Source organism: Hoylesella pleuritidis (assembly GCF_963541955.1).
Classification (GTDB): Bacteria; Bacteroidota; Bacteroidia; order Bacteroidales; family Bacteroidaceae; genus Prevotella; species Prevotella pleuritidis.
This window is the reverse complement of record NZ_CAUTUT010000008.1, coordinates 89,421-116,175: the sequence shown is the minus strand read 5'-3', so window position 1 is coordinate 116,175 and position 26,755 is coordinate 89,421. Positions and strand designations below refer to the sequence as shown.

The 26,755-nt window shown below is 39.8% G+C and carries 26 protein-coding genes and 1 pseudogene; 7 read left to right on the top strand and 20 right to left on the bottom strand.

Going from position 1 to position 26,755, the window contains the following annotated elements; genetic code table 11:
- Positions 1–2: 2 nt before the first annotated feature.
- Both RWY97_RS05030 and RWY97_RS05025 read right to left on the bottom strand, forming a co-directional pair.
- Complete coding sequence (locus RWY97_RS05030; RefSeq protein WP_315565872.1) at positions 3–1,343, bottom strand: M56 family metallopeptidase; 1,341 nt, start codon at positions 1,341–1,343, stop codon at positions 3–5.
- 56 nt (positions 1,344–1,399) lie between these two features.
- On the bottom strand, positions 1,400–1,762 hold the full coding sequence (locus RWY97_RS05025) for a BlaI/MecI/CopY family transcriptional regulator (protein ID WP_315565870.1): 363 nt from the start codon (positions 1,760–1,762) through the stop codon (positions 1,400–1,402).
- Between the two features lie 330 nt (positions 1,763–2,092).
- Between RWY97_RS05025 and RWY97_RS05020 the strand changes: the two are divergent.
- A pseudogene (locus RWY97_RS05020) lies at positions 2,093–2,236 on the top strand (IS4 family transposase); the annotation flags it as partial.
- A 231-nt stretch (positions 2,237–2,467) separates the two neighbouring features.
- On the top strand, positions 2,468–2,812 hold the full coding sequence (locus RWY97_RS09915; protein ID WP_390883257.1) for a transposase: 345 nt from the start codon (positions 2,468–2,470) through the stop codon (positions 2,810–2,812).
- 207 nt (positions 2,813–3,019) lie between these two features.
- Here the strand turns inward: RWY97_RS09915 and RWY97_RS05015 are convergent, their stop codons facing one another.
- Positions 3,020–3,187 carry a hypothetical protein gene (locus RWY97_RS05015; RefSeq protein ID WP_315565868.1) on the bottom strand — a complete coding sequence of 56 codons (168 nt, stop codon included), beginning with the start codon at positions 3,185–3,187 and terminating at the stop codon, positions 3,020–3,022.
- Between the two features lie 26 nt (positions 3,188–3,213).
- On the opposite strand from RWY97_RS05015, the gene RWY97_RS05010 reads away from it, so the two are divergent.
- Entirely contained in the window at positions 3,214–3,822 is a 609-nt protein-coding gene (locus RWY97_RS05010; protein ID WP_315565867.1) for a transposase, read from the top strand.
- Positions 3,823–4,137: 315 nt separating this feature from the next.
- On the opposite strand, the gene RWY97_RS05005 is transcribed toward RWY97_RS05010, so the two are convergent.
- From RWY97_RS05005 to RWY97_RS04970, 8 genes are all read right to left on the bottom strand, one after another.
- Complete coding sequence (locus RWY97_RS05005; RefSeq protein ID WP_315565865.1) at positions 4,138–4,899, bottom strand: glycosyltransferase family 2 protein; 762 nt, start codon at positions 4,897–4,899, stop codon at positions 4,138–4,140.
- A 278-nt stretch (positions 4,900–5,177) separates the two neighbouring features.
- The gene (locus tag RWY97_RS05000; RefSeq protein WP_315565864.1) at positions 5,178–5,897 is read right to left on the bottom strand and encodes a glycosyltransferase family 2 protein; all 720 of its coding nucleotides are present in this window, start codon (positions 5,895–5,897) and stop codon (positions 5,178–5,180) included.
- A gap of 1 nt (position 5,898) precedes the next feature.
- Positions 5,899–6,732, bottom strand: a complete 834-nt coding sequence (locus RWY97_RS04995; protein ID WP_315565862.1) for a glycosyltransferase — start codon at positions 6,730–6,732, stop codon at positions 5,899–5,901.
- A gap of 11 nt (positions 6,733–6,743) precedes the next feature.
- Positions 6,744–7,793, bottom strand: coding sequence for an EpsG family protein (locus tag RWY97_RS04990; RefSeq protein WP_314080024.1), 1,050 nt, complete (start codon positions 7,791–7,793; stop codon positions 6,744–6,746).
- Positions 7,794–7,804: 11 nt separating this feature from the next.
- Positions 7,805–8,878 (bottom strand): glycosyltransferase family protein, encoded by a 1,074-nt coding sequence (locus RWY97_RS04985; protein WP_315565860.1) that lies wholly within the window; start codon positions 8,876–8,878, stop codon positions 7,805–7,807.
- Positions 8,878–10,035: a non-hydrolyzing UDP-N-acetylglucosamine 2-epimerase gene (gene wecB, locus RWY97_RS04980; protein WP_315565858.1), complete on the bottom strand. Its 1,158-nt coding sequence runs from the start codon at positions 10,033–10,035 to the stop codon at positions 8,878–8,880. The genes RWY97_RS04985 and wecB overlap by 1 nt, the downstream gene beginning before the upstream one ends.
- On the bottom strand, positions 10,032–11,309 hold the full coding sequence (locus RWY97_RS04975; protein ID WP_314740173.1) for an oligosaccharide flippase family protein: 1,278 nt from the start codon (positions 11,307–11,309) through the stop codon (positions 10,032–10,034). The genes wecB and RWY97_RS04975 overlap by 4 nt, the downstream gene beginning before the upstream one ends.
- 20 nt (positions 11,310–11,329) lie before the next feature.
- Positions 11,330–12,373 (bottom strand): hypothetical protein, encoded by a 1,044-nt coding sequence (locus RWY97_RS04970; protein ID WP_039876932.1) that lies wholly within the window; start codon positions 12,371–12,373, stop codon positions 11,330–11,332.
- Between the two features lie 202 nt (positions 12,374–12,575).
- Between RWY97_RS04970 and RWY97_RS04965 the strand changes: the two genes are divergently transcribed.
- Positions 12,576–13,169, top strand: a complete 594-nt coding sequence (locus tag RWY97_RS04965; RefSeq protein WP_374188073.1) for a sugar transferase — start codon at positions 12,576–12,578, stop codon at positions 13,167–13,169.
- Between the two features lie 283 nt (positions 13,170–13,452).
- Here RWY97_RS04965 and rprY read toward each other — a convergent pair whose 3' ends face one another.
- The 3 genes from rprY to RWY97_RS04950 all read right to left on the bottom strand — a co-directional run bounded on the left by rprY (position 13,453) and on the right by RWY97_RS04950 (position 18,456).
- Positions 13,453–14,151, bottom strand: coding sequence for a response regulator transcription factor RprY (gene rprY, locus RWY97_RS04960; RefSeq protein ID WP_021584696.1), 699 nt, complete (start codon positions 14,149–14,151; stop codon positions 13,453–13,455).
- 38 nt (positions 14,152–14,189) lie between these two features.
- Complete coding sequence (locus RWY97_RS04955; RefSeq protein ID WP_315565854.1) at positions 14,190–15,749, bottom strand: sensor histidine kinase; 1,560 nt, start codon at positions 15,747–15,749, stop codon at positions 14,190–14,192.
- A gap of 544 nt (positions 15,750–16,293) precedes the next feature.
- Positions 16,294–18,456, bottom strand: coding sequence for an elongation factor G2 (locus tag RWY97_RS04950; RefSeq protein ID WP_024991738.1), 2,163 nt, complete (start codon positions 18,454–18,456; stop codon positions 16,294–16,296).
- A gap of 165 nt (positions 18,457–18,621) precedes the next feature.
- Between RWY97_RS04950 and hemW the strand changes: the two genes are divergently transcribed.
- Complete coding sequence (gene hemW, locus RWY97_RS04945; RefSeq protein ID WP_315565852.1) at positions 18,622–19,746, top strand: radical SAM family heme chaperone HemW; 1,125 nt, start codon at positions 18,622–18,624, stop codon at positions 19,744–19,746.
- Positions 19,747–19,751: 5 nt separating this feature from the next.
- On the top strand, positions 19,752–20,078 hold the full coding sequence (locus tag RWY97_RS04940) for a hypothetical protein (RefSeq protein WP_314740169.1): 327 nt from the start codon (positions 19,752–19,754) through the stop codon (positions 20,076–20,078).
- Between the two features lie 53 nt (positions 20,079–20,131).
- Here RWY97_RS04940 and RWY97_RS04935 read toward each other — a convergent pair whose 3' ends face one another.
- On the bottom strand, positions 20,132–21,361 hold the full coding sequence (locus RWY97_RS04935; RefSeq protein ID WP_315565850.1) for a uracil-xanthine permease family protein: 1,230 nt from the start codon (positions 21,359–21,361) through the stop codon (positions 20,132–20,134).
- A gap of 216 nt (positions 21,362–21,577) precedes the next feature.
- Between RWY97_RS04935 and RWY97_RS04930 the strand changes: the two genes are divergently transcribed.
- Positions 21,578–22,363, top strand: coding sequence for a tRNA threonylcarbamoyladenosine dehydratase (locus RWY97_RS04930; RefSeq protein WP_315565848.1), 786 nt, complete (start codon positions 21,578–21,580; stop codon positions 22,361–22,363).
- Positions 22,364–22,762: 399 nt separating this feature from the next.
- Here RWY97_RS04930 and secG read toward each other — a convergent pair whose 3' ends face one another.
- From secG to RWY97_RS04905, 5 genes are all read right to left on the bottom strand, one after another.
- Positions 22,763–23,176, bottom strand: a complete 414-nt coding sequence (secG, locus tag RWY97_RS04925) for a preprotein translocase subunit SecG (protein ID WP_021584676.1) — start codon at positions 23,174–23,176, stop codon at positions 22,763–22,765.
- A 7-nt stretch (positions 23,177–23,183) separates the two neighbouring features.
- Positions 23,184–23,948 (bottom strand): DUF8458 domain-containing protein, encoded by a 765-nt coding sequence (locus RWY97_RS04920; RefSeq protein WP_024991742.1) that lies wholly within the window; start codon positions 23,946–23,948, stop codon positions 23,184–23,186.
- Positions 23,949–23,952: 4 nt separating this feature from the next.
- A complete protein-coding gene (gene lptE / locus RWY97_RS04915) occupies positions 23,953–24,468 on the bottom strand; it encodes an LPS assembly lipoprotein LptE (protein WP_021584713.1) in 516 nt (171 codons plus the stop codon).
- Positions 24,446–25,696 carry a sigma-54 interaction domain-containing protein gene (locus RWY97_RS04910; RefSeq protein WP_021584708.1) on the bottom strand — a complete coding sequence of 417 codons (1,251 nt, stop codon included), beginning with the start codon at positions 25,694–25,696 and terminating at the stop codon, positions 24,446–24,448. The genes lptE and RWY97_RS04910 overlap by 23 nt, the downstream gene beginning before the upstream one ends.
- Before the next feature lie 78 nt (positions 25,697–25,774).
- The gene (locus RWY97_RS04905) at positions 25,775–26,746 is read right to left on the bottom strand and encodes a lysylphosphatidylglycerol synthase transmembrane domain-containing protein (protein WP_021584641.1); all 972 of its coding nucleotides are present in this window, start codon (positions 26,744–26,746) and stop codon (positions 25,775–25,777) included.
- Positions 26,747–26,755: the final 9 nt, after the last annotated feature.

Sequence of the window (26,755 nt, the reverse complement as noted above, 5' to 3'; positions counted from 1 at the left end):
TGCTATAACTTAAAAGAAATAGGAAGATTATATATAGCTTTTATAGTCTTATTTTGGGTGTTATCAGGTTTATCTTTCGACATTCTTTCTATTCCTTGTAAATCTTTCTGATTATATAAAGTGTCTTTTGTATGCGTTACACTCAGGGACGAAACTGAACCCTTTGTGTCAACAGCAAAAGAAATATTATATATACGCACATTAGTACTATTTTTCTCTGGTAATTCTGGATCTTTTATGTCAACATAGGAATCTTTGATTACATTACTCGGAGCAGTATTATTTATAGCTTTCTTTTCGATAATAGTATTTATTCTATTATGTGACATCTCATATACTTGTTCTTTGAGCTTTTTAATATTACTTTCTTTTGAGATCTTTGATGTAAAAATTGGTTTCTTTTGAAGTACATTGTTTGCTTTTGTATTAACAGATACAATCACTTCATTACTTACAATTTTGTTTGATACTAGTGAGTGCGCTACACTCTCAATATTTTTGACGATTAATAGTGTAGCTGTAACTGGAATAAGAAGGGTATATTTTGCCTTTACTATTAATCTTGATCTGCGTCTGTTCATCATTTTTATGCGCTTTTTAAGAAGTAAATCATTGAAATTATTTAAAATAGTAGATACATTCTTATGATAAGTCATCCCCAATAAGTGATATTGGTAACTCTTTTGGTCACATCCTATTTGTACAACATAAAGATCTGCAAGGTATTCAAGATTAAGTCTGATTTCTCTTTTTAACAACCAGGCAAAAGGATTGAACCAACATACGATAGTAAATAATTCAGCTAGCACCACATCTATGGAATGCTTCTGTTCTACATGACACTGTTCGTGAATCAATATCTCTTGTAGTTGCGATTCATACCGTACTTCTGGATTAACAAAAATCCACCGGAAGAAAGAAAAGGGACTTTCATTTTTCTCGATGATATGTACCTTAATCCCTTTAATGGTGCTTACCTCTGTCTTTTTGGCTAATCTGTATATTCCAATGAGTTGAATTACAAAACGTAACAGAAACATGCAAACACCACCCATATATATCCACAAAAGTATAGTATTCCATGACAGCACCGTGGCTTTTGATGGAAGAGAAGTAGCTTCTGACAAGACAGTTTCAGCATATGTACTAGCCATATTTTGAGTAGCCTCGTGAATCCTAATCCAATTACCAAAATCAGCAAAAGGGACTAATAAAGCTATAAGGTATGTATTCAGCAACATAAATCTTCGCCAGCTAAAGAAAGTGTCATTAGTAAACAATAGGCGGTAAAAACCATACAAAAAGATGGTAATAATGTTTATTTCAACAAGGTATAAAAGCATAATCCAAGTGTTTTTAATAAATTATCTTTAATTCTGATAGCTATAATATCATAATATTACTCTTTTCCTCTCTCTATCTCACGAATAATGTCTACCAAATCTTTAAACGATAGATCCTCCTCCTTGGCAAAGAAACATACCATCTCTTTAAATGAATCTTTGAAGTAGTCATGTACAAATCCTCTCATAAAACGATGCTTATACTCCTCTTCCTCTATGGCTGGTAAATAACTGTATGCAATGCCCTGCTTTTCTTGGGATATGTACCCTTTTTGTTTAAGATTCCTCATAACAGAAGCTACTGTGGTGTAGGGAGGTTTAGGTTCAGGGAGTTCCTTTAGAATCTCTGTTACCGTACATTTTTTTAGCTTCCACACTTTTTGCATAATTGCTTCTTCTTGAATAGATAATTTTTTCATATAAAATTTATAATGCCTATTTTTTGTTTTACTTTTAAATATGTTGTTTGTTACTTAATAACATTCTGCAATATTTCAAATGCGCCGTAAAGCTACTATTTTTTCGTAGATTACGATAATATTCTTCAGAAAAAAAAGTGAACGTGATGTTTTTTATATTTATTTAACTAACTTGAGTTTGTAGAATTTAAAAGATAGCAAACACTGGTACAATCACTATTGTTAACTGATGCATGATTTTTTGGATACAAGAATTAGCTCCAATAGAGCACCTAGATCTATGAAAAATGCACAACAATACCATTTCTTTAGTTCACACAAGTTGACCATTACCATATTTTTGAAGACTTTGCTTACTTCATGGTTGAGCAAGCCAGAACGAAGCGAAAGACTAATATCTTCAATCTCGAAGGCAATGTCTATGCGTTTGATTCAACAACAATAGATTTATGTCTTGAAGTATTTTGGTGGGCAACATGGGACGAGGAGCACCTCTTTGAAATGAAATAAAGTGATTTCCTATATCAGACACACCAATACCTCATTGCGGAATGTGACTCAAAAATCAATGAGATTGCTACACGATATGTAGCCATTGATATACCTAAAGCAGAACTTCTGTATAGCGAAAAGTATAACACAAAAAAGAATCGGATACACTTTGATGTTGAAAGAGTAGCCTTCGAACTATGGGGAGTCAATGTAATGCGTATGCCAGGTATGAGCAGGGGCTCGCTACTGAGGCTTTTGGGAGAGCTAGGGCATGATTTCACCACGAAATTTGTAGATGTAAAACATTTCGTGAGCTGGGTAAATCTGGTTCCCAACAACAAGATATCCAGTGGGGCGTTGTTATCGAGCAAAATTCCAAAAAAGAAAAACCCGGCGGGAATCATCTTTCGGCAAGCTGCAAATACACTCAAGGCGGCAAAATGCCCGCTTGGCGACTACTCCGACATATGCGAGCTAAAAGAGGGAATCGTCAGGCTATGGTTACAACAGGCAAAAAGCTCGCTTCTATCTTTTACATCATGGTACAACGTAAGATAGAGTATGATGAACAGATGTACAACAACCATAGAAAGGAGGAATTACAAAACAAAGTCATATATCTTCAGAAACAGCTGCAACGCATGGAGTTAGAGCTTGCAAACTGTAGATAGAGAAAGGAAGAGGTGTTTTGTTATATAGAAGCCGAAGGAACGGGATAGAGGAGTGGATAAAAGGTTTAGAATCATAGACTCCACGACAATATCCCTATTCTCCAACACCATCTTCAAGGGTGTTGGCCCGCCATCCTAAGCCGGGCAGGAAGAAGGGTGGCATCAAAGTCCACTCCGTCATCCATGCCAACGAGGGCGTTCCCTGTGACGTGAGGTTCACTTCCGCAGCCACCAACGACTCATTCATGCTGGCCCCCCACATACTATCAGCACAAGGAAATTGTCGCCATGGACAGGGCATACGTCAACTATGAGAAGTTCGAGGAACTCACGGACAGGAACGTGGTGTACGTGACAAAAAAGGAGAAAAGCCTGCGCTATGAGACGCAGGTCGACTGTATGGAAATGAATACGGAGGGAAAGATGGGGTACCGTGAGCAGATGGTGGTATTCCGAAAGGGCACCGTCAACCATATAGCTCGTATCATCACATACGTGGACATGAAGAAAAATAGGCAGGCCAAACTTGTCTCCCTGCTGACTAATGACTTTGATATGCCACTGGAAACCATCGTGGCCATTTACAGGAGAAGATGGCAGATAGAGTCACTCTTCAAGCAGATAAAGCAGAACTTCCCTCTAAGATACTTCTATGGAGAGAGTGCCAATGCCATCAAGATACAAATATGGGTTACACTCATCGCAAATCTTCTGTTATCACTGCTCCAAAGCTCCCTGGAGCGCCGGTGGAGTTTTTTAGGGCTGGCTACGATGGTCAGGATTGTGCTCATGTATTACCTCAACATGCAGGCTTTCTTCAACCAGCCCGATGCAGACCTCAAAATCATGCTTGCTCATGCAGCAAAAGCACCACCCGAAGAGGTCGAAAATGACTAGGGGGGGCTTGTACAAGGTGATAAAAACATCCAGCTTCTGATTGTCAAGAAGTTGGGCATAAGGAGGTGTGGTTTAGCGGACAGTAATAAAAATAATCTGAGTTTGGCGAGAATTCTCTTCCGAACAACTGTCAAAACCGTAACAAGGTTACGACAAACACAGCAACGGAGTTGCGACAAATATCGTTGCGGAACATCGATAAACACAGTTGCTCTTGCACCGTGAATACCGGTATTTTGATACTTGAAATACAATGATTCGCGTATTGATAAATTCGTCAAACTCGCGTTATATATTTTCACCATTTTGAGTAAATCACTCAATGGCAAACACGAATCCGTATATTTTGATGACATATTTCAACGCCACACAAAAGCGATTGGTCCTAATCCCTAAACGCTTACAAGCCCTAATGGTTTCTTTGAGTCCGAGCAGACGATATCGACAGTTTCTCGTACTGACGCCTCCCAATCTCATCGTAACAAAATCCAAATGTACATACCGCGTACGTATTCTGTATTTATAACACATTCGTGCTACAAGTTCAAAGTCAGCAGATATCTGATAATCCGTAGCGTATAATCCATACTTTTCATAAATATTCTTCCTTATATAAAAAGACGGATGGGGAGCAATGAAACCGAATCTTACCATCCAAGGCCGGAATATGGAACCGGAATAATAGCGTACACACTTGTCAAGTCGGTTAGCTTTTACGAAATGAACATCTCCATAAACAGCTTCAATATCATCCGTGAAGTTCGACACGACACGCTCAATTACATCATTTGAAGTAAAGAAATCATCAGAATTTAATATACCGATAATATCTCCACTACAATGACTTATACCCTTGTTCATCGCATCATAGATTCCCTTATCCCTCTCGGAAATCCATTTGAGACTCCCGTGAAAGACCTTCTCATATTTCTGTATGATATCCAAAGTTCCGTCAGTGGAACATCCATCGATTATCCAATATTCTATATTACTATACGATTGATTCAGCACAGATACAATCGCATCATTCAAGGTCTTTGCACTATTATATGTCGCTGTTACGATGGAAACCTTCATTCTTTCATTTAATTGGCTACAAAGTTACGAATAAAAATGACAAATTAATCTGAGTTCGATACAGGAATATGCATATTTTATAAAGACAACCTCCATAGTCGATCGTGAGAAGTCCCTTAGTGGTGGGGCAGCACTATGGGACTTGTGGGACTGTTCTCTCGGAGTTTTCATTTGACAGAAAACTACGTACAAAAAGCATCAAAATAAAATAACAATTAGAATACTAACAGCAAATCCATTCATTTTCGCCTCATTTTCTATCAGATTTTATTCATTTTCTATACACTTTTAAACATCCCTCTGATTATCAGATTTCCCAGTAAGTATACCCTATACCTTATTTTAAAACATATAGAGGTAGAATTTATAAAACCGCCTGACGAGCTATTGACCGAATGACGTCTGTAACATATAAGTTTATCATCTATTACAATACTTTTATAATACATCATCCCTATAAGAGTGAGCCAATTATCGTGTGTACAAAGCAGGTGATCGGCAGGGAACGGCATCGCTCTTTGTAATATCTCTTTCCTGAAAGCGAGACAGCATCCCAGAAAACTAAATCTCAATAATGCATTAAACAATCCTTTTTTAGATTTCCTTTGTTCATAAAAGGACTCTCCTATTTTATTACCGTTCTCATCAATTATTATCCCATCGGAAATAATAAGACTATATGATTGTAGAAATTTTACACATACAGAAACCTTATCGGGCATCCAAATATCATCCTGATCCGCGAGAAAGATATAATCGCCTTTGGCATATCGCAAAGCATTCTCAAAATTAGCAGTATATCCACGTTCTCCATTATTAACATAGAGATGCAGTAATGGAGACTTGATAGCTTCTATAATACTTATGGTACTATCTTGCGAATTGTCATCAGATATTATGATCTCATCTTCATCTGAGAGTTGCGAAAGAATTGACATTAACTGTTCACGTAAAAATTTCTCGCCGTTATATGTTGCAATACAAACTGAAATCATCATTTTAAAAGGTTAAACCATCTTTTATTCCTTTGACAATTGCTTTCATCTTTTCAAGCACGCCATTTTCAACAAGTATAAGAAAAACGATATCTCTCAAAAAGAAAAAATCTTTCTTCAAAATCCATACCGGAACTTTGCACAAATATTTCTTATTAAGATATACAGTATTTCTCGCCCAATAGTATCGTCTTAAAGAAGAATGATTTGACGAAATTATACCATATTTCTTTATAGGAGCTCCCAAAGTATGAATTATAAGAGGAGTTTCCACCCTCTTTACAGTTAGACCACTCTCTGTACTGACCCTTATCGTATAATCAAAATCGACACAATCTATAAATAACTTCTCCTCGTAATATCCTATCTCAAAGAAGACATCCTTATGATGCAAACTACCCGACGTTATAACCGTCAGGCAGTCTATACACTTTATATCTCTGCTTATTTCTACTTCTCCATCAGAAAACGTAGTACCTATAATACCAATATTATCACACCTTTTTATAAACTTTGCATAAACAGACAAGATGTTCTCATTGGGCAAAGAATCATCATCCAATGTTAAAATCCATTCCTTGCCCTCTGCCAATCCTCTTTTTATACCGATATTCAGAGCTTCTGCTATTCCTGTATTCCTGTCTTGCTCTATAAAAACGATACCATTACTTTCTGTAAGGTACCTGAGATAATCCTTATTGTCAGAATTATTATCTACAACGATGACCAGCGATGCAACTTTGATATGCCGTCTGATATTTTCGATGAAATCTTTCCCCGGATTATATGTCACAACGACGACCGCAGTATTATTTATGGTAGGTACTGTTTGATTCATTTATAAATAAACTATTTCAATAGACCTGTGTAGAAGACATTTATTGCTAACATAGAGAATCCGATAATTGCCACTATAATCTTTGAGACAAAAGCCGGCTTTACAGTATAATAGATATTAGCAAAAATAATAATATCTACAACACCATATAATTCACTCAACCTAAACGACAAAACGGGAAGCTGTCCCAAAGCAAGAAAAAGGAATATGGAAAGCCCCATTATTTTCAATAATATGGGAATATATTTATTATAGGCATATACGGTCTCATACATAAACAACGTATACAAATATATCATTACTTTAACAAGAAAAACCCAACCAAACACGTTTATATCTTCTCCTGCGATACCCTTATCTTTAAGACTCTGATAGACATTGATCTTATCCTGAGCAAAGCCGAACGGTAAAATTGTCAAGAAATCAATACCGGAAAAAAAGATTACATATCCCGCTGGTATCAACATCGCCAATGCAACCCGATATTTAACCGTGAGATTCTTATTATCCAACAGCAATAAAGGAAACAAAATAATAGAAGAATAGTGGAAACAAAATGCAATAAGCCACATAAAGATACACTTTCGTTTATCATTATCAGCCAAAGGCACGATAGAGGCCAATAAGATTCCCGAAGCTACACCTGCTCGAATCTGTGTAAGATCTTGCAGGATATAATAGTTTCCCATATAGACCAACAGTGGTAACATCCATATCGAAGACAGCTTTTTTATAGCTTCTAATTTCAATGAGATACCCAATATTGCATAGAAAAGAAAAACAATATGGACGTCATTGACGATATAACTGAGATACCGTGACAACCATCTGTAAGTAAACTCTACAAAAAGAATAACATTAGGTGAATCATAATGATAGAAATTAAGTTCATATTGCTCTGAGTCATTATCAAAACCTATTGGTCTGAATGCAGCAAAACTTATTAGTACAAGACCAATACCAATAAAAACATATCTGCGATATTTAACACCTTGTTCCGTATTTTCCAACATAGAAAACAAGAATACAAATAAATATATTGTAATAAGCAGAATAATCATATATGGTATTTTTAATACAGTGCACTTAACTCCGTCTCAGAATTTCTATTCAGAAGGGTCATAGCGATATTCTCATTCTTCTTACTCTTTTTAGGCTCCAAATTCGACAAATCAGATTTATAACTGATGTATTCATATCCTAATTTTAAAACATCTCCGATCTCTTCATATTTTACAATAGGTATTATGCCAAAGAAAAGGTATTCTACCATTTTTGTAGGTGCAGCTACCCGATTCAGAATATGCTTATCACGAAGAATAAAACCATAATGCGCTAACATATAATATTTATTTAATTCGGCAGGAGAAACACTTTTAACGATATAATGTAAATTCTTACAGCCAGACTTTGAGATAAGGTGTTCCATATTTTCTTTATCTTTCGTCAAGAAAAGATAATGATAATTTTCATTAGGATATCGTTTCATTATTTCAACAGAAAGCTCGATATTCTGCCATTTTTGCATATTTCCGGAATACAGAATAACGATATCATTGGAGCTTATCCCCAATTCTTCCCGCAATATCTCCACTTCCGTCCTATCAGGCATCCGTAAAACATTCTGCGGATATATCGGCTTAATTATATTTATTTTATTCTTTATAAACGGATACTTTTCAAAGTAGAAGTTTTGCATTTCCTCACTGACATAAACAAAATTAGATGCAACCTTAAACATCCTTTCTTCTGCAAGTCCTAAGAATCTACTATAAATACGCTTTCCAAGAAACTTCATCTCTTCCGGTACAATTCCGTGTAAGTCTATTGTTATATTTTTTCCTTCAAAGGAAGATAATATGCTTACCTTAAAGAAATTATGCAAGGAATGTATATAGATATTATTTGAGCGGCAAATCAATTTGCATATCAAAAAGAGATGGAAGAAAAGGTTCAGACGGTAAACCTCTATCATCTTGTCGGATGCAAAGAAATGCTCTTTGTGAATAAACATCCGATTGGATATTTGTACATAGATCTTATGCCAATCTGTAAACTCGGCATCAACTGCTTTTATCCTTTGTATCATCCCGTCTTTTATATTATCCTTAGTAGGATAGGTCGCAAAAAAAAGAATGGACTTCATTATAATATTCCTTTTATGAATTTTACAATCCGTTCTGAAGCATATCCATCACCATACGGATTAACAGCTTTACTCATTTTATCATATTCGTCTTCATTATCCAATAACAGACTTACTTCATCTATAATTTTCTCATAATTTGATCCAACCAGTCGTACTGTTCCTGATCCTAATGCATCGGGACGTTCCGTTGTATTTCTCATAACAAGAACAGGTTTGCCAAGACTGGGTGCTTCTTCTTGAATACCTCCGCTATCTGTCAAAATGATATAGCTCTTCTCCATCATATAAACAAAACTTAAATATTCAAGAGGTTCTATAAAGAACACATTTTCAAAATTCCTTAAATCGTCGCCAAAGACCTTATGTATAGGTCCTCTTACATTTGGATTGAGGTGCATCGGATAAACAAAATCAACATCCTGATATTTGCTGCCAAGAACTTTTATCGCATTGCATATATTCATAAACCCTTCTCCGAAGTTTTCACGTCTGTGCCCTGTTATCAACACAAGTCTCCTACCCATACTTAATCTTGAAACATCATAGCCAGTATGCCTCAACTCTTCTATCAACATCTTTTCTAACTCTGAACTATGCTTTATTTTATTCAAGACCCAAAGTAATGCATCTATAACAGTATTACCCGTTACGATGATTTTTCCATCCTTGATATTCTCTTTAAGAAGGTTTTGACGGTTTAGCTCTGTCGGACAGAAATTATAAGTCGCAATGTGTGTCGTTAGCTGGCGATTGATTTCTTCCGGCCAAGGACTATACATATCATAAGTTCTAAGCCCTGCTTCTATGTGTCCTACGGGAATGCGTTGATAAAAAGCAGATAAGGCTACCGCCATACAGGTTGTCGTATCACCGTGAACCAAAACCAAATCGGGACTTTCTTTTCTCAGAATCTCTTTCATCCCATCCATCACCTTTGATGTTATATCGTAAAGATCTTGTCCCTGATTCATTATTTTAAGATCGTATGTAGGAATGATGTCGAATATGTTTAGGACCTGTTCCAACATTTCACGATGCTGCCCTGTTACACATATAATCGTATCTATAGCTTTTTCTTTTTGAAAACATTTCACTAAGGGTGCCATCTTTATAGCTTCTGGACGCGTGCCGAACACAAGCATTATCTTTTTCATAATCGTTTGAGCCTTATGTTTAACAGTAATATCATAGTCAATAAAACTTCACCAAATAATATAGAAACAGCTGTACCGTAACAAGATTGTAGTTTGGTTAAAACGATAAGCAGCAATAACGTTATCACTCCACACACAACCAATGACTGAGTATACATTGTAGATTTTCCAATACAAGTGTAAAATTGTATTCCGATAAAGTTATTTGCCACACTAAAAATGATCCAAACGGAGAGGATTACAAAGACACCCTTGAACTGGATAAAAGAATCGGTGAATACTAATGGTATTATATAATCAGACAGGGCAATAAGAAGAATAACGATGAATAAAGCTAACAACAAAGTGAACTTTGCTGCTTTTCTTATATACCGCACACCAGCCAAATAATCATTTACAATAATTCCGCTTATATGTGGATATATAGCTGTCGTTATAGGGGCAAAAATCAATAAACATGATCTTATTAATTTATCAAATCCGGAATAATACCCCACAATATTATCTTCGGCAATAAACCCCAGAATAAATACAGAACTACCATTTAAAATCGTCGATACAGCAGAAGAAAGAAATATGGGAAAGCCATTTTTAAACGCCGTAACGACAGCATTCTTATTACAATACCCTAAAAAGGAACTATGTTTCAACGCCAAAAAAAGTGCATATAATCCAGATATGATATAGCTTAAAGAATAAGTAAAAGGCACGAGAACATAATCTTCTCCCTTCTTCACAAATATGAAAACAGATAGTAAAAGCAAAACTTTTATCAAAGTATTGACCAATGTTATATAGCCCATTTTCTGAATCCCCTGAAAATACCATTGGGGAAACAGACATGTCCCTATTAAGACACCACTAAACAATATGTAGATGAGTTTATCCTCTTTAAATTTCGGTATCAGCAAGACCAAATAGAGATATATGAATAGACAAACGGTAAGCAATATTATTTTTGCGGTCAACGTATTCGCAAATATTTTTGAAATAGCATCTTTATTTTCTTTATTACAACAGGCTATATCCCTCGTTGCAGAGATATTAAAACCATAGTCTATTATGACGATAAAATAAAAGAGGAAAGACTGGACAAAAGATATTTTACCAAAATTAGTCACACCTATGGTTAAAATAAGGTATTTTATGGTTATAAGTGGAAGAATATAGTTTACGATTTGTGTTATAAGCAAATATAGCATATTCTTCAATACCAAATTCCTTGAACCACATTGAAATATTTTATCCTTTACTATATTTGATAATTTTTTCATCAATGTCCGTTTTCCTTACTCTATTTCCTTACGAAAGAATATAACGAAGTTACGATAAAAGTGCATAAAACTACCACAAGAACAAATAACATCCTCTTAGGACCGGCCGGTTTTATAGGAACCGTTGCAGATTGTAATGTCGTAAATACCGGTGTACGTTCTTGTAGCTTTGCCTGTGCTAATTGCACTTGTCGTGTTGTCATCTGATAATTATCATACCGCAATTGCATCTCATTCTCCATCTCTTCTTGCTTCGACTTAAAACTCTGTAATACGACGTCTTCATTCGCATCCATATAAGCAGCATATACTTGCTGAGCTTTTATATATCTTGTTTTTGCTTGTATACAGAGTTTTTGTGCGTGTGCCAAATCGTTACGTGCCTTATCAGTACGATATCTTGTGATGAATTGCTGTAGCTTACTTTTGGCCGAATCCGCAATAGTGGCACATATTAGAGGATCTTGATCTTTGATCGTAATCGTGATAACATCCGTTTTCTTATCTACATTGCAATTCACGTTATCATTGACCATATCAGCTATATCATACTGAACTTCTGTCAATTTAAAAGGATTTACTTTGGTTTCTCCTTTATATCCCATTTTATTCTTTTCTTTTCTAAATTTACCTACCAACCAGGTCACAATCTTTACCCACCAAGCCCTCTTCTGATAATTATGCAAATAATCATAATAAGACGTTTTCAGCTTTCCATCTTTTGATGTAACTATCACAGGAAACATTTCTGCTTGAAAATCCACCGACTCCATTATATCGGGATAAAATTCCGGAATAATTGCATCCTGTTGAGTTATACTCGGCATATTCAGACCAAAACTTGATGCAAGGGAGCTAAGATTTCCAAGATTTGAATTAGCCGTTTCCGGTGCAAGTTTAACCATACAGATATAATAGCGCGGTACACTGAAAATGATAATTGAACTCAATAGCAATGTCGAAACAAGTGTGATCGAAAACAACTTCTTATTACGCATAATCTTTCGATACGCTTCTCCCAAATCAATCTTACGCAATATAGCACTTTCGTTACGGTCTTCCATTATCATAATATAACATTACTCAGTGCAAAGATACGTCTTTTTTTACCACATCAAAACATTACGGTGAATAAAGAAAACTAAAAATATTCAAAAAGACATATATACTGGGCAATATTTACCCTTTATCTGAGTTTATTTTATAGTTTTATAAGAAGGACGACAACAGTAAATGGTAAAAGAACGACAATGTATTTATATCAGGATGAGCGGATTTGAGGGATTTATCAAACGTCTTACCGATCTTCTTATTTCGGCATTCTGTCTCATCATTTTCTCTCCTTTGTTTGCGATATGTTACATTGCCGTCAGACGTGAGGATTACGGACCTGCTATCTTTAAGCAAGAGCGTATCGGACGTTTTGGGAAACCGTTTTATATCTATAAATTCCGCAGTATGATTCTTGATGCAGAAAAGGACGGGCCTGCTTTATATAAACACAAAAAAGACAAGAGATTGACACGGGTCGGTAAGTTTTTACGCGACTATCATCTTGATGAACTTCCTCAACTTTGGAATGTCTTTCGCGGTGATATGTCGTTTGTCGGTCCGAGACCTGAACGAAAATATTATATCAATCAGATTACTGAACAAGACGCCCGCTATCCCTATCTATATCAAATTCGCCCTGGCGTAACCTCATATGCCACTTTGTACAATGGATATACAGATACTATCGAGAAAATGCTTCGTCGTTTAGAATTAGATCTCTATTATTTAGAGCATCGTTCGTTGTGGTTCGATATCAAAATTTTGGCCAACACTTTTCTGAATATCACATTCGGAAAAAGATTCTAATGCCCGTCAATTATCTTTTATTTTGCCATTGCCTACAAAGTTATAACAATAAATTTCTTTCCTGTTTTACCTTTTCAAGACATCTATTTTCCATCATTGTGGAATTAATTCCATATAAATTATTTGAAACATTATTTATTAAGACCTAATATAAAGATCCTGACAAATACGTTTCCTGGTATTGTAATCAGAAAGAAATTCCGACTCTTTCCATAAAGAGAGGGGATATATCCGCACTGGATATACCCCCTCTTATCGCAATAAACACATTATTCAGCCTACTTTATTCTTCGTCCGGTGTAATCAGTTTATACCCCTTACCGTGGATATTGATAATTTCAATCTGATCATCATCTTTCAGATGCTTGCGCAGTTTAGTGATATAAACATCCATCGAACGCGCATTGAAGTAATTATCATCAATCCAAATGGTCTTCAAAGCAAAGTCGCGCTGAAGAATTTCATTAGCATGCGAACAGAGAAGAGCCAAAAGTTCGTTTTCCTTTGTAGTCAACTTGGTTTGCTTATCGCCGATGGTGAGCAGCTGTTTCTGTGTATCGAAGGTGAAACGACCGATATGATAGACAGAGCTTTCCTTGTTTTTCTTTCCGCGAACCCGACGTAAGATCGCTTCTACACGCAGAACAAGCTCTTCCATTGAGAACGGTTTGGTGATATAATCGTCTGCTCCAATCTTGAAACCTTCAAGTATATCCTCTTTCAATGTCTTAGCCGTCAGGAAAATGATCGGCATCTCTGCATTAGCCTGACGAATCTCCTGGGCTAAAGTAAAACCGTCTTTCTTGGGCATCATCACGTCAAGCACGCAGATATCGAACTTGTTTTTAAGAAACTCTCTGTAACCAACCTCACCGTCAGGACATAGCGTTGCCTGATAGCCTTTGGCCTGTAAATACTCACGAAGCAACATTCCGAGGTTCTCATCATCCTCGCAAAGCAAGATTTTCAATTTTTCATCCATAATCGTTTTATTTTAAAAGTTAATGATTTTATTATTATTTAATCCCTAATGACGGGCAGCTTGATCGTAAAAGTGGTGCCTTTCTTATACTCACTGTCCACGTGTATCTCTCCTTTATGCAAATCAACGACTTTCTTGACATACGCAAGTCCCAACCCAAAGCCCTTTGCATCGTGCCTGTTTCCCGTGTGAACACGATAGAACTTTTCAAAGATCTTCTTGAGATTTTCTTTCTTTATACCGATACCTGTGTCTCTGATAGACAAGTAAAGAAAGTGATCATCATTCCAAGTCTTCATATATATGTCGAGCGAACGATCGGGACTGCTGTATTTAACAGCATTATCCATCAGATTGAAGATTGCATTCTGGAAATGCATCTCATCGACATAGATCTTTGAGTCGACAGCTTCGATATCGGTATATATCTTTCCGCCTGTGTGCTCTACACGCAAAGTGAATGAATTTGCCACATTTTCGACCATCTCATTGAGATCGAGTTCTTTCTTGCGGAACACCGCTTTGCGACGGTCGAACATCGACATCTGCAACACTTTCTCCACCAAAAAGCGTAATCTCTTGGTTTCGTCATTGATGACTTTACCCAAATGAGCCATCATCGCCTCACTCTTCGATACGCTGGAGTCATTAAGCATCTGCGCAGCCAACGATATACTGGCTATCGGAGTCTTCAACTCGTGGGTCATATTATTGATGAAATCGTTTTTAATTTCCGTGTAACGCTTCTGCCGGAAAATGACGACAATGGTAAAGATGAATGTCACCAACAACACCAACGTGAAAATAACAGAAGGGATCATAAACCGAATCGAAGAGAAAATATAACTGTTCATATCCGGAAAATGAATCTTCACGACCCCAGTCTTAGATACAGGATCATTGCGGAAAAGCTGTTGCGAATACGAATACTCTATCCCGTCGTCTGTATAATCAGGACAACGATAAATCTCTCTTCCGTCTTGCGTTAAAACAGTAAAATGATATGGAATCCTGATTCCATTGGCATTCAACTGCGTTTTGAGATTCAGATCCAACAGTTTGAAGTTGATCCGCTCTCTCAAAGGCTTGTTCGATGCCGCATAAATAATGCCGTAGATAATCTCATCAAGCAATGATTTCTGATAGCTATATCGATTTTTGACAAGCTCCTGCATCGACTTTGAAGTCTCATTGAGCGAATTCCTGTCATTATTCAATATAATTGCCTTGGGCATCTGCGACAGTTTGGTGTTGATCGTCTTTAATTTAAACTCCGAATAGGATGTCGTGTCCTTCCCTACTGTCGTATCTGGACGAGCCTGTTTACTGTTCTTGTCAGGACGATCCGAGCGCGTTCTCGCCGAATCTTCCTTGCAATCGTGGCGCTTTGTATCCCTGACGTACTTTTCAAGATAAGTCAGCGTCTCATTCAACTCTAAATTTCGAGAAGCCTGATAAAGTGCTCTGTGAACCGATTCGTCAAATTGCTCCTTCTTCATCTCAGCCATCTCTTCAATATATTTGAGCTGGAGATAAAGCAAGGCGAGGAAAGAAAGCCCCATTATAACTGCTATTGTCCAAATCGTTTTCTTCTTCATAGATGCAAAGATAGTTGAAAGCCTAATTCATTAACAATGCAATGTTAAGAAATTCTTCAATATTTAACATTGTTAACTATAATCACACAAAATGATTGATTATATAAAATTAATTTCAAGAAACGGAATATTAAATACTGCTCTCACCCTCGACCTTTCTCCGAAAACAATAAAAAGTAGAGATCCTATCCTCAATCTTTTTTCCAAAAGGAAAGCGGAGTAATTATGTTTTGGAGTCAATAAGATTACAATTTATACCTATTGCATACCCTTCCCTTTTCCTCTCGGTGAAAGACTGAGAATAAGACTTTATCCCACTCATATACCACTGCTAATCAATCACATACAAATCGATTTATAAATAACGGCTAAATGCACTGCAAGTAACGGTTAATTGCACGCTGCTTAACGGCTTTTCGCAAGGTGATTAACGGCAAATTAAAAGAAAGAAAATAGAAAAGTAAAAAGTCTCTGCACGCAATCCATTGCTGCGCACAGAGACTTTTAACTTGCATCCGACCGATCTTTACCGGCCTGTCTGCCATTAATCTTCCTCTTCGGTCTGCTCTTTTTCGTGCTCCTTGATAAGTGCTTGTTGCACTTCATTGGGCACAAGTTCGTAGCTGGCAAACTTAGTCGTAAACGAAGCACGACCTCCTGTGAGTGAACTCAACGAGATACTGTAATTCGATAGCTCCTTCAATGGGATCTTGGCTTGTAACTTTTGATAGCCCGCTTCACTATCCATACCCATTATCATAGCCCTTCTACCTTGCAGATCGCTCATTACATCACCCATAAAGTCAGACGGAACGAACACTTCGAGATCGTAAATGGGCTCCAGAATCTTAGGTCCTGCATTCTTGAAAGCATCTGAGAAAGCACGTCGAGCTGCCAACATAAAGGATAACTCGTTAGAATCTACGGGGTGCATCTTACCGTCGTAGACTACAACTCGCACATCACGGGCATAGCTTCCGGTAAGAGGTCCGTGCTCCATACAGTCCATTACGCCTTTCAATATGGCCGGCATAAACCGTGCATCGATAGCTCCGCCCACCACAGAGTTGATAAACACAAGTTTGCCTCCCCATTCAAGTTCCACTTCTTCACGGCCTTTGATGTTCATTTTGAACTCTTGACCATTGAATTTATACATCGTCGGGTCGGGCATTCCCTCTGCATACGGCTCCACAATCAGATGTACTTCACCGAACTGTCCAGCTCCTCCGGACTGCTTCTTATGCCTATATTCAGCGCGGGCACTCTTTGTAATGGTTTCGCGATAAGGTATTTTAGGCTCCTCGAACTTAACAGGAATCTTCTCATTGTTCTCCAATCGCCATTTCAATGTACGTAAATGAAATTCTCCCTGACCGTGAACAATGGTCTGACGAAGTTCCTTGCTCTGCTCAACAACCCACGTCGGATCTTCTTGGCGCATTCTAAGCGTTGCGGCCATCAGCTTTTCCGTATCGGCGGAATTAACAGCCTTGATAGCCCGCGAGTATTTAGAGTTGGGATATCTGATGAAATCAAAGCGGTTATCTACATCTTTTTCATTCAGTGTATTGCCTGTTTTCACATCTTTCAACTTCACAGTACAACCAATGTCTCCTGCATTGAGCTGGTCCACAGGGATTCTGTTTGCACCTGCACAAGCATAAATTTGACCGATACGTTCTTTCGATCCACGGTCGGCATTGGTCAAATCATCTCCCGACTTGATGCTTCCGCTCATCACTTTAAAATAAGAAACCTCGCCGATATGCGGCTCCATACCGGTCTTGAAGAAATAAACTGACTCGGGACCGTTCTGATCCGGCGCTACTTCTTCACCTCTCGTATTATGCAATTTAGGCATCTCGCTCACGAAAGGAACGACATTTCCCAAGAATTCCATCAGTCTCCGTACTCCCATATCCTTACCTGCGCACACGCAAAAGACGGGAAATATCGAACGCGTCACAAGTCCTTTACGGATTCCTTCACGCATTTCGTCTTCTGTCAAAGTCTCTTCTTCAAAGAACTTCTCCATCAAACTCTCATCGTTTTCGGCCGCAGCCTCCACGAGTTTCTTATGAAGTTCCATCGCCTTCTCCATTTCTTCGGCCGGAATATCCTCAATAATGGGTTCACCGCCATCAGGTTTCCACGAATATTTTTTCATCAAGAGGACATCTATCAGAGCATTAAATCCGGGTCCGGTCTGCAACGGATATTGCACCAATACACACTTCGGACCGTATATGTCTTGCATCATCGTAATGACATTATCGAAGTCACACTTCTCGGAATCAAGCTGATTGATCAAGAAAATGACCGGTTTTTTCAGCTTTTCAGTGTATCGGAAGATATTCTGTGTGCCCACTTCGGGTCCGTACTGACCGTTAATCAGAATCACGGCTTCATCTGTTACGTTGAGCGCAGTGATTGCTCCGCCGATGAAATCATCCGATCCGGGACAATCAATGATGTTAAGCTTTTTGTTGTTCCATTCTACGTGGAAAACGGTTGGGAACACAGAGTATCCGTATTCCTGCTCCACGGGGAAATAATCACTCACTGTATTCTTCGCTTCTATTGAACCGCGGCGCTTGATTATACCACTCCCAAAAAGCATAGACTCGGCAAGAGTAGTCTTGCCGGAACCCGCACTGCCGACTAAGGCAATGTTTTTGATCTCATTAGTTTGATAAACCCTCATATCAAAAGATTTAGAATGTTAATACTGTTTGTTCCTCTTGGAGTATAGACTCAATGTCTTTTATCGCCCCGAAGTTACCGTTTTTTGTGCAAAACGCCAACAGATTTCTCGAAAAAACAGTACTTTTTTAAAACAATTTAGTAATTTTGCCGTTAAAACGAACCTATGGCAGGTATCTATATACACGTTCCTTTCTGTGCGAGTCGGTGTATCTATTGTGGTTTTTATTCCACGATAACACATCGACTGCAGGCTCCATACGTTGCTGCCATAGGTCAGGAGCTAGCGCTTCGAGCCAATTACTTGGGACCGGAAACCTCTATTGATACGGTGTATATCGGCGGAGGAACGCCCTCGCAATTGTCATTCACAGAGCAGAAAGAATTATTCTTATATATAAATAAGGTATATCCGTTGCTCGATTGGCCAACAATGGAGGTCACGATGGAATGCAACCCAGATGACATTACACCCGAGTTTGCCGACCATCTGCACTCACTCCCTGTCAATCGAATCAGTATGGGCGTTCAGACTTTTGCCGATGACCGTCTGAAATTCCTGCATCGGCGCCATAAGTCAGACGATATTACACACGCTGTTCAACTTCTTCGCAAAACTGGAATAGACAATATCAGTATCGACTTGATGTTCGGTTTTCCCGAGGAAACGCTCCAAGAATGGCAAACGGATATCTGCCGAGCCCTTGATTTGAATGTAGAACACATCTCGGCATATAATTTAATGTTCGAAGAAAATACTCTTTTACATCGCCTTTTGATTCAAAATAAAGTACAGGAAATCGATGAAGAACTCAGTCTCAGTATGTATAACGAACTCATTGACACATTGACGGCTGCGGGATACGAGCACTATGAGATCAGCAATTTTGCTCTTCCCGGTCGTCGTTCGCTCCATAACAGTAGTTATTGGCAAGCTATCCCCTACATCGGACTCGGTGCTTCGGCCCATTCTTACAACCGTTTCTCACGTCAATGGAATGTTTCCGATATCAGGCAATACATCGAATCCATCAACCAAGGCAAAATTCCGATGGAACAAGAAGTACTCGATGATGATACGCGTTATGACGACTTGATTACCACGGCACTGCGAACAAGCGATGGAATCGATCTAACCGCTATCTCGCCAACTTATAAAGACTACCTAATGAGTTGTGCTGCACCTTACATCCAACAACAAATGATAGAGATAAAAGCCGATAAACTGCGGTTAACTCGCCGCGGATTGTTTGTCAGCGATATGATAATGAGCGATTTAATGAAAGTATAACGAGTATGGAAAAACAAGAGTTTGAAACCTTCTGGAAAGCCAACCGCGAACGCATCTTGATGAGTTCGGACGAATATATCAAGGCAACAAGCAGCTATAAACTATCTTCCGGAGCCGACTGGTTGCTCTTTGCAATCCCCATTGTAGCTGCAATTATCTTTATGGAACAATGCTCTATTGAGCGCGAACTGCTGAAATGGTTAGCTGGAGCAGGCATAACCATCGTTACGTTCATCATCTGTGTATGGATTAAATCGATGATTTCAGGCAGTCGTTCGCCCGAAGACGTAGAACGCGAAATCAAAGAACGCATCCGAAACAGTATGAAATAAAATAAGTAACGGGCAATACCAAAACTTTCATTCGGTACTGCCCGTTACTTGTTTTATGCATTTTCCCGTTTACCTGTCAACTGACCGGGTTTTCCCTGAGGCAAAACCAAATTCAGAATAACACCCACCAATGCAGACAATCCGATGCCACTGATGGCGAAACTACCCCAAGAGAGAATGGCACCACCTATTCCCATTGTCAACGTTACAGACACAATAATGATGTTTCGTGTCTTATTCAGATTCACATTATGTTGTACCAAGTTCTGAACTCCGACGCTTGCGATAGTTCCAAAGAGCAAAAGCATAATGCCACCGAGCACTGCCGACGGAATGGATTGCAACAAAGCGCTAAGCTTTCCGATAACAGAGAAAACCACGGCAGTGGCTGCTGCAATGCGGATAACACGCGGATCGGTAACTTTGGTGATTGACATCGCACCCGTAACTTCCGAATATGTTGTCACGGGAGGCCCTGCAAGGAAAGCCGCTGCAAGGCAAGCCACCCCATCTCCGAGCAGTGTTCGATGCAGTCCTGGCTCTTTTACAAAGTCTTTATCGGCTACTGCGCTCACCACATAAACATCTCCGATATGTTCGATCACAGGTGCAATAGCCACCGGAATCATATAAAGAAACGGTTCCCAAGAGAACTCCGGCAAATGAAAATGAGCCAACGAACCGGGTAAAGCGAACCAAGGTGCAGCAGCAACGGCTGTAAAATCGACAATACCCATACAACAAGCAACGATATATCCCACGATAATGCCACAGATAACGGGTACCAATTTCAGCAATCCACGCGCCAAAGAAAGTACCAAAACAGCTGTAATCAACGAAATGAAAGCCAACAACCAATTGGTTTTAGCCATATCTACGGCACTGCCCGACAGCGTGAGACCGATCAGAATGATAACAGGACCGATGACAACAGGTGGGAACAAACGGTCGAGTAAACGCTTACCCTGCCACCGAACTAATGCACTCATCAAGAAATATACCAAAGATACACCTGCAAGTCCGGCTAACGTACCGGACATTCCCCACTGTTTGCCAGCTGCAATGATGGGAGCAATAAAGGCAAAACTACTTCCCAAGAAGATAGGAACTTTACCTTTGGTAATCAAATGGAAAAGAAATGTGCCCAGACCTGCCGTAAAAAGCGCTGTGGCAGGGTCGAGACCGACAAGTAAAGGTACTAAAACCGTTGAACCGAAAGCTACAAAGAGGAATTGCACTCCCACAATTCCCATTCGCATTGGAGATAAACTGATAGGATTCATAAACGCGGCAAAAGTACAAAATTCTGCCGACTTATCTGTGAAAAAGTTACAAAAGATTTGACAACATATGATTTTCTCAGTTCTTTTACTTTTCAAAATAGCCGTGCAGACAAATTTATCTACGTTCTGTTTCGCCTGCAATGCATAAGGAATGAAGCAAATTACGAAAGTAATTATTTTGTTGTTCGTACCTTTTGCAGTACCTTTGCAGCCATTATGCAGAATCAGTTTTCCCGCACAGAAATGCTTTTCGGTCGTCCTGCTATCGACACATTGCGGGGTGCCCGTATTGCGGTCTTCGGCGTCGGAGGCGTCGGTGGTTATGTCGTTGAGGTGTTGGCACGCAGCGGTATTGGCGAACTCGACCTCTTTGATGATGACCGTGTGTGTCCGAGTAACATCAATCGGCAACTCTTTGCATTGCAATCCACCGTAGGAGAATATAAGGTTGACATAGCCGCAGAACGTATACACGACATCAATCCGCATTGCATCGTGCATAAATATCGAATGTTCTATATGCCGCAGAATGCCGACCGGATTGATCTTTCACAATTTGACTATGTCGTGGATTGTGTGGATACCGTAACAGCCAAATTGGAATTGATCAAACGTTGTCATCGACTCGGGGTACCGCTCATATCGAGTATGGGTGCTGCCAACAAGATAGATGCTACTGCTTTTCGTATAACTGACATCAACAAAACGCAAATGGACCCGTTAGCCAAAGTCATTCGCAAGAAGCTCCGCAAGTTAGGCATAGCCCAATTGAAAGTGGTTTGCAGCGAAGAAAAGCCACTACGGCCTATCAGTAACGATACAATTGGGTGTGAATCTCATTGCACAGATACTGACAAAGAGATACACAAGGGCAATGCGCGACGTATTGTCCCTGCCAGCAATGCATTTGTTCCCGCAACTGCCGGTATCATTATCGGTGGCGAAGTGGTAAAAGATTTGATGTATCGAGCGGGTACAATGCGCTCCACTCTACCTTTCTGACGTCACCATTTTTACCTCTACGAAGCATATTCGACAGCAAACCCTTTATCAATAATATTACCAAACGTCCTGCTTTATACTTCATTATTTTCAATCCGACAACGAATCGATCGAAAATATACAAAATATAAAGAAATAGCAAATCACTAATTATCACAGATATCACGGATTCTGATAATACGATTAACCATCAATCAGCTTTCAAAATACGCTCAATCGCTGAGTGATTAACCGTTAATTGCACGGCGTTTAACGGTTAAACGCACGATGACTAACGGCTTTTTACACGATAATTAACGGTAAATTGCAGGGGAATATTTATCTCTTTGTGATAAATCGGATACAAAGAGGGATAGACTTCAACATCTATCCCTCTACATTTGAGTATAATTCTATCAATCAGTTAGCTGGCGTTTTCGGCGTAGTTGGTGCCTGTGGCTGTGTGCCTGTGGCCGGAGTGGCTCCGCCCTTTTGTGCACCTGCGGCGGGAGTAGGCTGTTGAGCTGCTCCAAAACCTTGCGTATTGGTAGGGTTTGTGGTCTGTGTTTCAGTGGCAGAGTGCTCTAAAACACTTTGATCTGCCGTAGCTTTGGGTGAAACATAGGCGCAAATCACACTGATAACCACCATTGCAGCGGCCAATCCCCACGTGAGTTTCTCTACGCCATTGGTAGTTTTGCGTACGCCCATAATGGCATTTGCCGAAGAAAATTCAGATGAAAGGCCTCCGCCTTTTGACTCCTGAATGAGTACGATGAATACCATCAGTATCGAAAGCAGTACGATAAGAATTACAAAGAATGTGTAAGCCATTTTTTATTTATTGTTTGTTGTTATTAATTATCAATTTCTCTAAGAATCGAATTTGGTCTGCAAAGTAAGCATTTTTTTTTGGATAATTCAAATTTAAACGCTTAATTATTTCAAGAGCCTTGGTATATCGGCCCTGTTTAATGTAAATTCGAGCCAGTGTTTCGGTGAAATATCCTTCGTCGCCGGTATCTGACTCATTGCCTGAAAGCTCGTCTTCGAGTTGCGGAACGAACTCGGGCTCCTCTTTAAGCTGTATCTTTCCAGTGTCGTTGTTGATAAATTCATCAATCAGATTCTGCCCTTTCATTGTCGGTGCAGTTTCTTGCAACGCCTCCGTTGTATCTTCTGTCTCGCTTTCGAGTAGATAAGTTACATAGTCTACGGCGGCATCTGCGGGCGTAGGTTTTCGTTTTCTACCTTGCGACTTATCTGCTTCATCAGGCACAGTATTGAGAAAATCGTCGATGAGCGAGAGCGTTCTGTTTTCTTCCTGTACATCGCCGGATGATGTCTTTGCTGTTGCTTGATTTTCGTGATGCCATTTGTAGTGCGCCGCTTCCACAAGATTGAAGATATCGCGACGGTCGGTGACATAGACAGCGGCACGTCGCAGTTCTTCATCGAACGACGAATCGTGGAGCAAATAGAGATTCTGGAGCATCAGCAGACGGGCCGTTTGATAATATGGATATTGTGCCAGCAAGCTCCGGAGATCGTAAAGCGTCTCCTTGTCCATCTGTTCCGGGTGATTGATGAGCTGTGTCAAATCCATTGTTTTACCAGTTGGCTACGGTTGCGTTGTATATTTGGTCGGTCAGATCTTTAACCATCTCGCTCACAAGTTGCTCCTGTACGGAGTTCAGGCTACGCGTCGTTTCATACGAAGACGTGGCTGTAAACTGGCGCTCGAAGTCTTCTTTATGATTCGCATTGTTGGTGAAGCGTACGTTGACAGTGATTGAAAGCTCAGTCTGAGCCGAATATCCCTCGCTTGAAACAGCCTTATTGCGTTGCGAATATTGTATAATCTCGCCCTCAATACGAAGATCTCCGTTACGTTTTACTTGTATCAAGCGCGTGTGATTGGCAAAAACATCTTTCAATTGATTATTGAACATCGGTCCCATCGGTCCCCAAACATAACTGCTCCGGATAGGAAAATCTGCGATTTGAATGGTTTTCGTCTTAGTGTAATCGATGCTTGCGCCGTCTAATCTGTACTTGATCGAGCAGGCCGACACAAGAAACACCATTGCCAGGAGGATGAATTTATTTATTGCTTTCAAGTCCATATTGTTTGATTCTGCGGTATAATGTGCGGTCAGAAATACCCAATTCCTGTGCAGCTTTCTTGCGATTGCCACCGTTTCGCTCCAAAGCCTTCTCTACCATTTGCCTTCCCAGATCGCTGAGATTGAGTGTTTCTGGTTCGTTTATTTCCTCTGCGTCAGCGTCTTCAGCACCCATCGAGACGGCAGGACGTAACACAGGAAAATCTGTTGCAGTCTGTCGGGTAGTTGATCTGCCCACTGTCGTGATTTGATTATTGAATCCCGATGCTCCGTTCAGATTTCGATCTTCATCCAATTGCTTGCGCAACCCGTTCATATCCCGGCGTAAATCACTCACGTTTCCACGTAATTCGTATAAGATCTTATAGAGAATCTCGCGTTCGCTTTCGTACGAATGCGTACCGGATGAGCTGATCGGAGCCAACTGTGTACTCTCAGGATCTTGAGGAATAAATTGTTGCAGCCGTTCCGCATTAATCTCGCGGTCGGGACTAAGGATAGACATCTGCTCAGTGATATTCTTCAATTGGCGCACGTTTCCGGGCCATTTGTAACGCATCAACAGTTTTTTAGCATTCTCGGTGAGCGTAATCTTCGGCAATCTATACTTCTCTGCCATCTGCATTGCAAATAAACGAAACAGCAGGATGATGTCGCCACCACGGTCGCGAAGCGGCGGAATCTGAACGGGAATCGTGTTGAGACGATAGTAAAGATCCTCGCGGAATCGGCCTTCGCTGATTGCTTTACGCATATTTACATTCGTTGCGGCTACGATTCGCACGTCAGTCTTCATCATCTTTTGACCTCCCACACGGATGTATTCGCCCGTTTCGAGCACGCGCAACAACCGAGCCTGCGTAGCAAGAGGTAATTCTCCCACCTCGTCTAAGAATATCGTGCCCTTGTTTGCGACACCAAAATATCCCTCACTCTCGCCGATTGCACCCGTAAATGATCCTTTTTCGTGGCCGAACAATTCGCTGTCGATCGTCCCTTCGGGGATAGATCCGCAGTTGATAGCGAAATATTTCTCTCGCCGTCGCGGTGAGTTGTCGTGGATTACACGCGGAATGATTTCCTTTCCAACGCCGCTTTCGCCGACAATTAACACCGACAAATCGGTCGGGGCAACCTGTAAAGCCACGTCTAAAGCGTGATTTACGCCGTCGCAATTGCCTACAATGCTATATCTTTGCTTAATCTTTTGCAGTTCTGTCGTATTCATCGGGTGACAAAATTACATAAAATATTCCATATAACTGCAATTTTGACAGGAAATAAATCAATGAGAATAGATACGATATCAGCCTCTTTTTATCATCAGAAGTCCGATTCCCGTCCACACTAATTCACGTACTCTCACAATCAAAGCAACGAAAATACCGGCACTGGCAGTGATTCCCAACCCCGTTATTGACAGTAGAAAGCCACCCTCTCGACCGCCCAACTGCAAGGGAATAAAAAATAACATATTGGCGAAAAGCGTGGTAAAAGCAATAATTAAAATGCATTGTACATAGTCGACAGACGGCATCAGCACGAGTAAAATAAAGAAAACTTCGAGTGCTGAGCATATTCTGCAAATGAGTTCAAGCAGCACTGCCGAGACAAAAGTCTTGCGATTCTGTTTGTGAAGGGCTGCAATTTGCCCGTCGATAGTATCTAATTGCTCACGATGTCGGTCTACAAACGGTTTTGCCCAACGTTTAATCAAAGGGAGATATCGCAACAAATTCATTGCCCGAAAGGCTAATCCCTTACGATATCCCACGATAAAGAACCAGAGTCCCAGCACACAGAAAACACTCGTTGCAGCTAACAACATTCCCATTCCGAAGTTGATGGGTTGCGTGAAAATAAACAGGAAGATGGAGATTATCCAAAACCAAAAGTGGCTGAAGATGTGTGTCATTGCATAAAGGATAACCGACGACGATGCTCTTTCTGTCCCGATCTTGGGCGCGAGTTCCATAATGCGGTAAGGTTCACCGCCCATCAGTCCACCGGGAGTGGCGTAGTTGAGAGCGAATCCAGATACCGTTATCCTGTAAAGCCACCAAAAATTGACCTTTGCAGGGCCTCCCGCATTGATGATGAGATACCAAGCTGAGGTGTTGAACAGATATAGAAACGCCCAAAGCAGTATCACCGCAACTGACCAATAGCCTGCGTGCTGCAACCCGTTCCATACTGCTGCGAAATCGAGTTGCGTCACCATAATGGCCAATAGAGTGATACCGAAGATAAAAAAGGCGTTTTGATGTTTTTTGTTCATACGTCAGCG

What these genes read in the sequence shown, in the direction of transcription:
- RWY97_RS05030 (WP_315565872.1), bottom strand. Translation starts at nt 1,343, where the DNA reads ATGCTTTTATACCTTGTTGAAATAAACATTATTACCATCTTTTTGTAT.
- RWY97_RS05025 (WP_315565870.1), bottom strand. Translation starts at nt 1,762, where the DNA reads ATGAAAAAATTATCTATTCAAGAAGAAGCAATTATGCAAAAAGTGTGG.
- RWY97_RS09915 (WP_390883257.1), top strand. Translation starts at nt 2,468, where the DNA reads ATGCGTATGCCAGGTATGAGCAGGGGCTCGCTACTGAGGCTTTTGGGA.
- RWY97_RS05015 (WP_315565868.1), bottom strand. Translation starts at nt 3,187, where the DNA reads ATGTGGGGGGCCAGCATGAATGAGTCGTTGGTGGCTGCGGAAGTGAAC.
- RWY97_RS05010 (WP_315565867.1), top strand. Translation starts at nt 3,214, where the DNA reads ATGGACAGGGCATACGTCAACTATGAGAAGTTCGAGGAACTCACGGAC.
- RWY97_RS05005 (WP_315565865.1), bottom strand. Translation starts at nt 4,899, where the DNA reads ATGAAGGTTTCCATCGTAACAGCGACATATAATAGTGCAAAGACCTTG.
- RWY97_RS05000 (WP_315565864.1), bottom strand. Translation starts at nt 5,897, where the DNA reads ATGATGATTTCAGTTTGTATTGCAACATATAACGGCGAGAAATTTTTA.
- RWY97_RS04995 (WP_315565862.1), bottom strand. Translation starts at nt 6,732, where the DNA reads ATGAATCAAACAGTACCTACCATAAATAATACTGCGGTCGTCGTTGTG.
- RWY97_RS04990 (WP_314080024.1), bottom strand. Translation starts at nt 7,793, where the DNA reads ATGATTATTCTGCTTATTACAATATATTTATTTGTATTCTTGTTTTCT.
- RWY97_RS04985 (WP_315565860.1), bottom strand. Translation starts at nt 8,878, where the DNA reads ATGAAGTCCATTCTTTTTTTTGCGACCTATCCTACTAAGGATAATATA.
- wecB (WP_315565858.1), bottom strand. Translation starts at nt 10,035, where the DNA reads ATGAAAAAGATAATGCTTGTGTTCGGCACGCGTCCAGAAGCTATAAAG.
- RWY97_RS04975 (WP_314740173.1), bottom strand. Translation starts at nt 11,309, where the DNA reads ATGAAAAAATTATCAAATATAGTAAAGGATAAAATATTTCAATGTGGT.
- RWY97_RS04970 (WP_039876932.1), bottom strand. Translation starts at nt 12,373, where the DNA reads ATGGAAGACCGTAACGAAAGTGCTATATTGCGTAAGATTGATTTGGGA.
- RWY97_RS04965 (WP_374188073.1), top strand. Translation starts at nt 12,576, where the DNA reads ATGAGCGGATTTGAGGGATTTATCAAACGTCTTACCGATCTTCTTATT.
- rprY (WP_021584696.1), bottom strand. Translation starts at nt 14,151, where the DNA reads ATGGATGAAAAATTGAAAATCTTGCTTTGCGAGGATGATGAGAACCTC.
- RWY97_RS04955 (WP_315565854.1), bottom strand. Translation starts at nt 15,749, where the DNA reads ATGAAGAAGAAAACGATTTGGACAATAGCAGTTATAATGGGGCTTTCT.
- RWY97_RS04950 (WP_024991738.1), bottom strand. Translation starts at nt 18,456, where the DNA reads ATGAGGGTTTATCAAACTAATGAGATCAAAAACATTGCCTTAGTCGGC.
- hemW (WP_315565852.1), top strand. Translation starts at nt 18,622, where the DNA reads ATGGCAGGTATCTATATACACGTTCCTTTCTGTGCGAGTCGGTGTATC.
- RWY97_RS04940 (WP_314740169.1), top strand. Translation starts at nt 19,752, where the DNA reads ATGGAAAAACAAGAGTTTGAAACCTTCTGGAAAGCCAACCGCGAACGC.
- RWY97_RS04935 (WP_315565850.1), bottom strand. Translation starts at nt 21,361, where the DNA reads ATGAATCCTATCAGTTTATCTCCAATGCGAATGGGAATTGTGGGAGTG.
- RWY97_RS04930 (WP_315565848.1), top strand. Translation starts at nt 21,578, where the DNA reads ATGCAGAATCAGTTTTCCCGCACAGAAATGCTTTTCGGTCGTCCTGCT.
- secG (WP_021584676.1), bottom strand. Translation starts at nt 23,176, where the DNA reads ATGGCTTACACATTCTTTGTAATTCTTATCGTACTGCTTTCGATACTG.
- RWY97_RS04920 (WP_024991742.1), bottom strand. Translation starts at nt 23,948, where the DNA reads ATGGATTTGACACAGCTCATCAATCACCCGGAACAGATGGACAAGGAG.
- lptE (WP_021584713.1), bottom strand. Translation starts at nt 24,468, where the DNA reads ATGGACTTGAAAGCAATAAATAAATTCATCCTCCTGGCAATGGTGTTT.
- RWY97_RS04910 (WP_021584708.1), bottom strand. Translation starts at nt 25,696, where the DNA reads ATGAATACGACAGAACTGCAAAAGATTAAGCAAAGATATAGCATTGTA.
- RWY97_RS04905 (WP_021584641.1), bottom strand. Translation starts at nt 26,746, where the DNA reads ATGAACAAAAAACATCAAAACGCCTTTTTTATCTTCGGTATCACTCTA.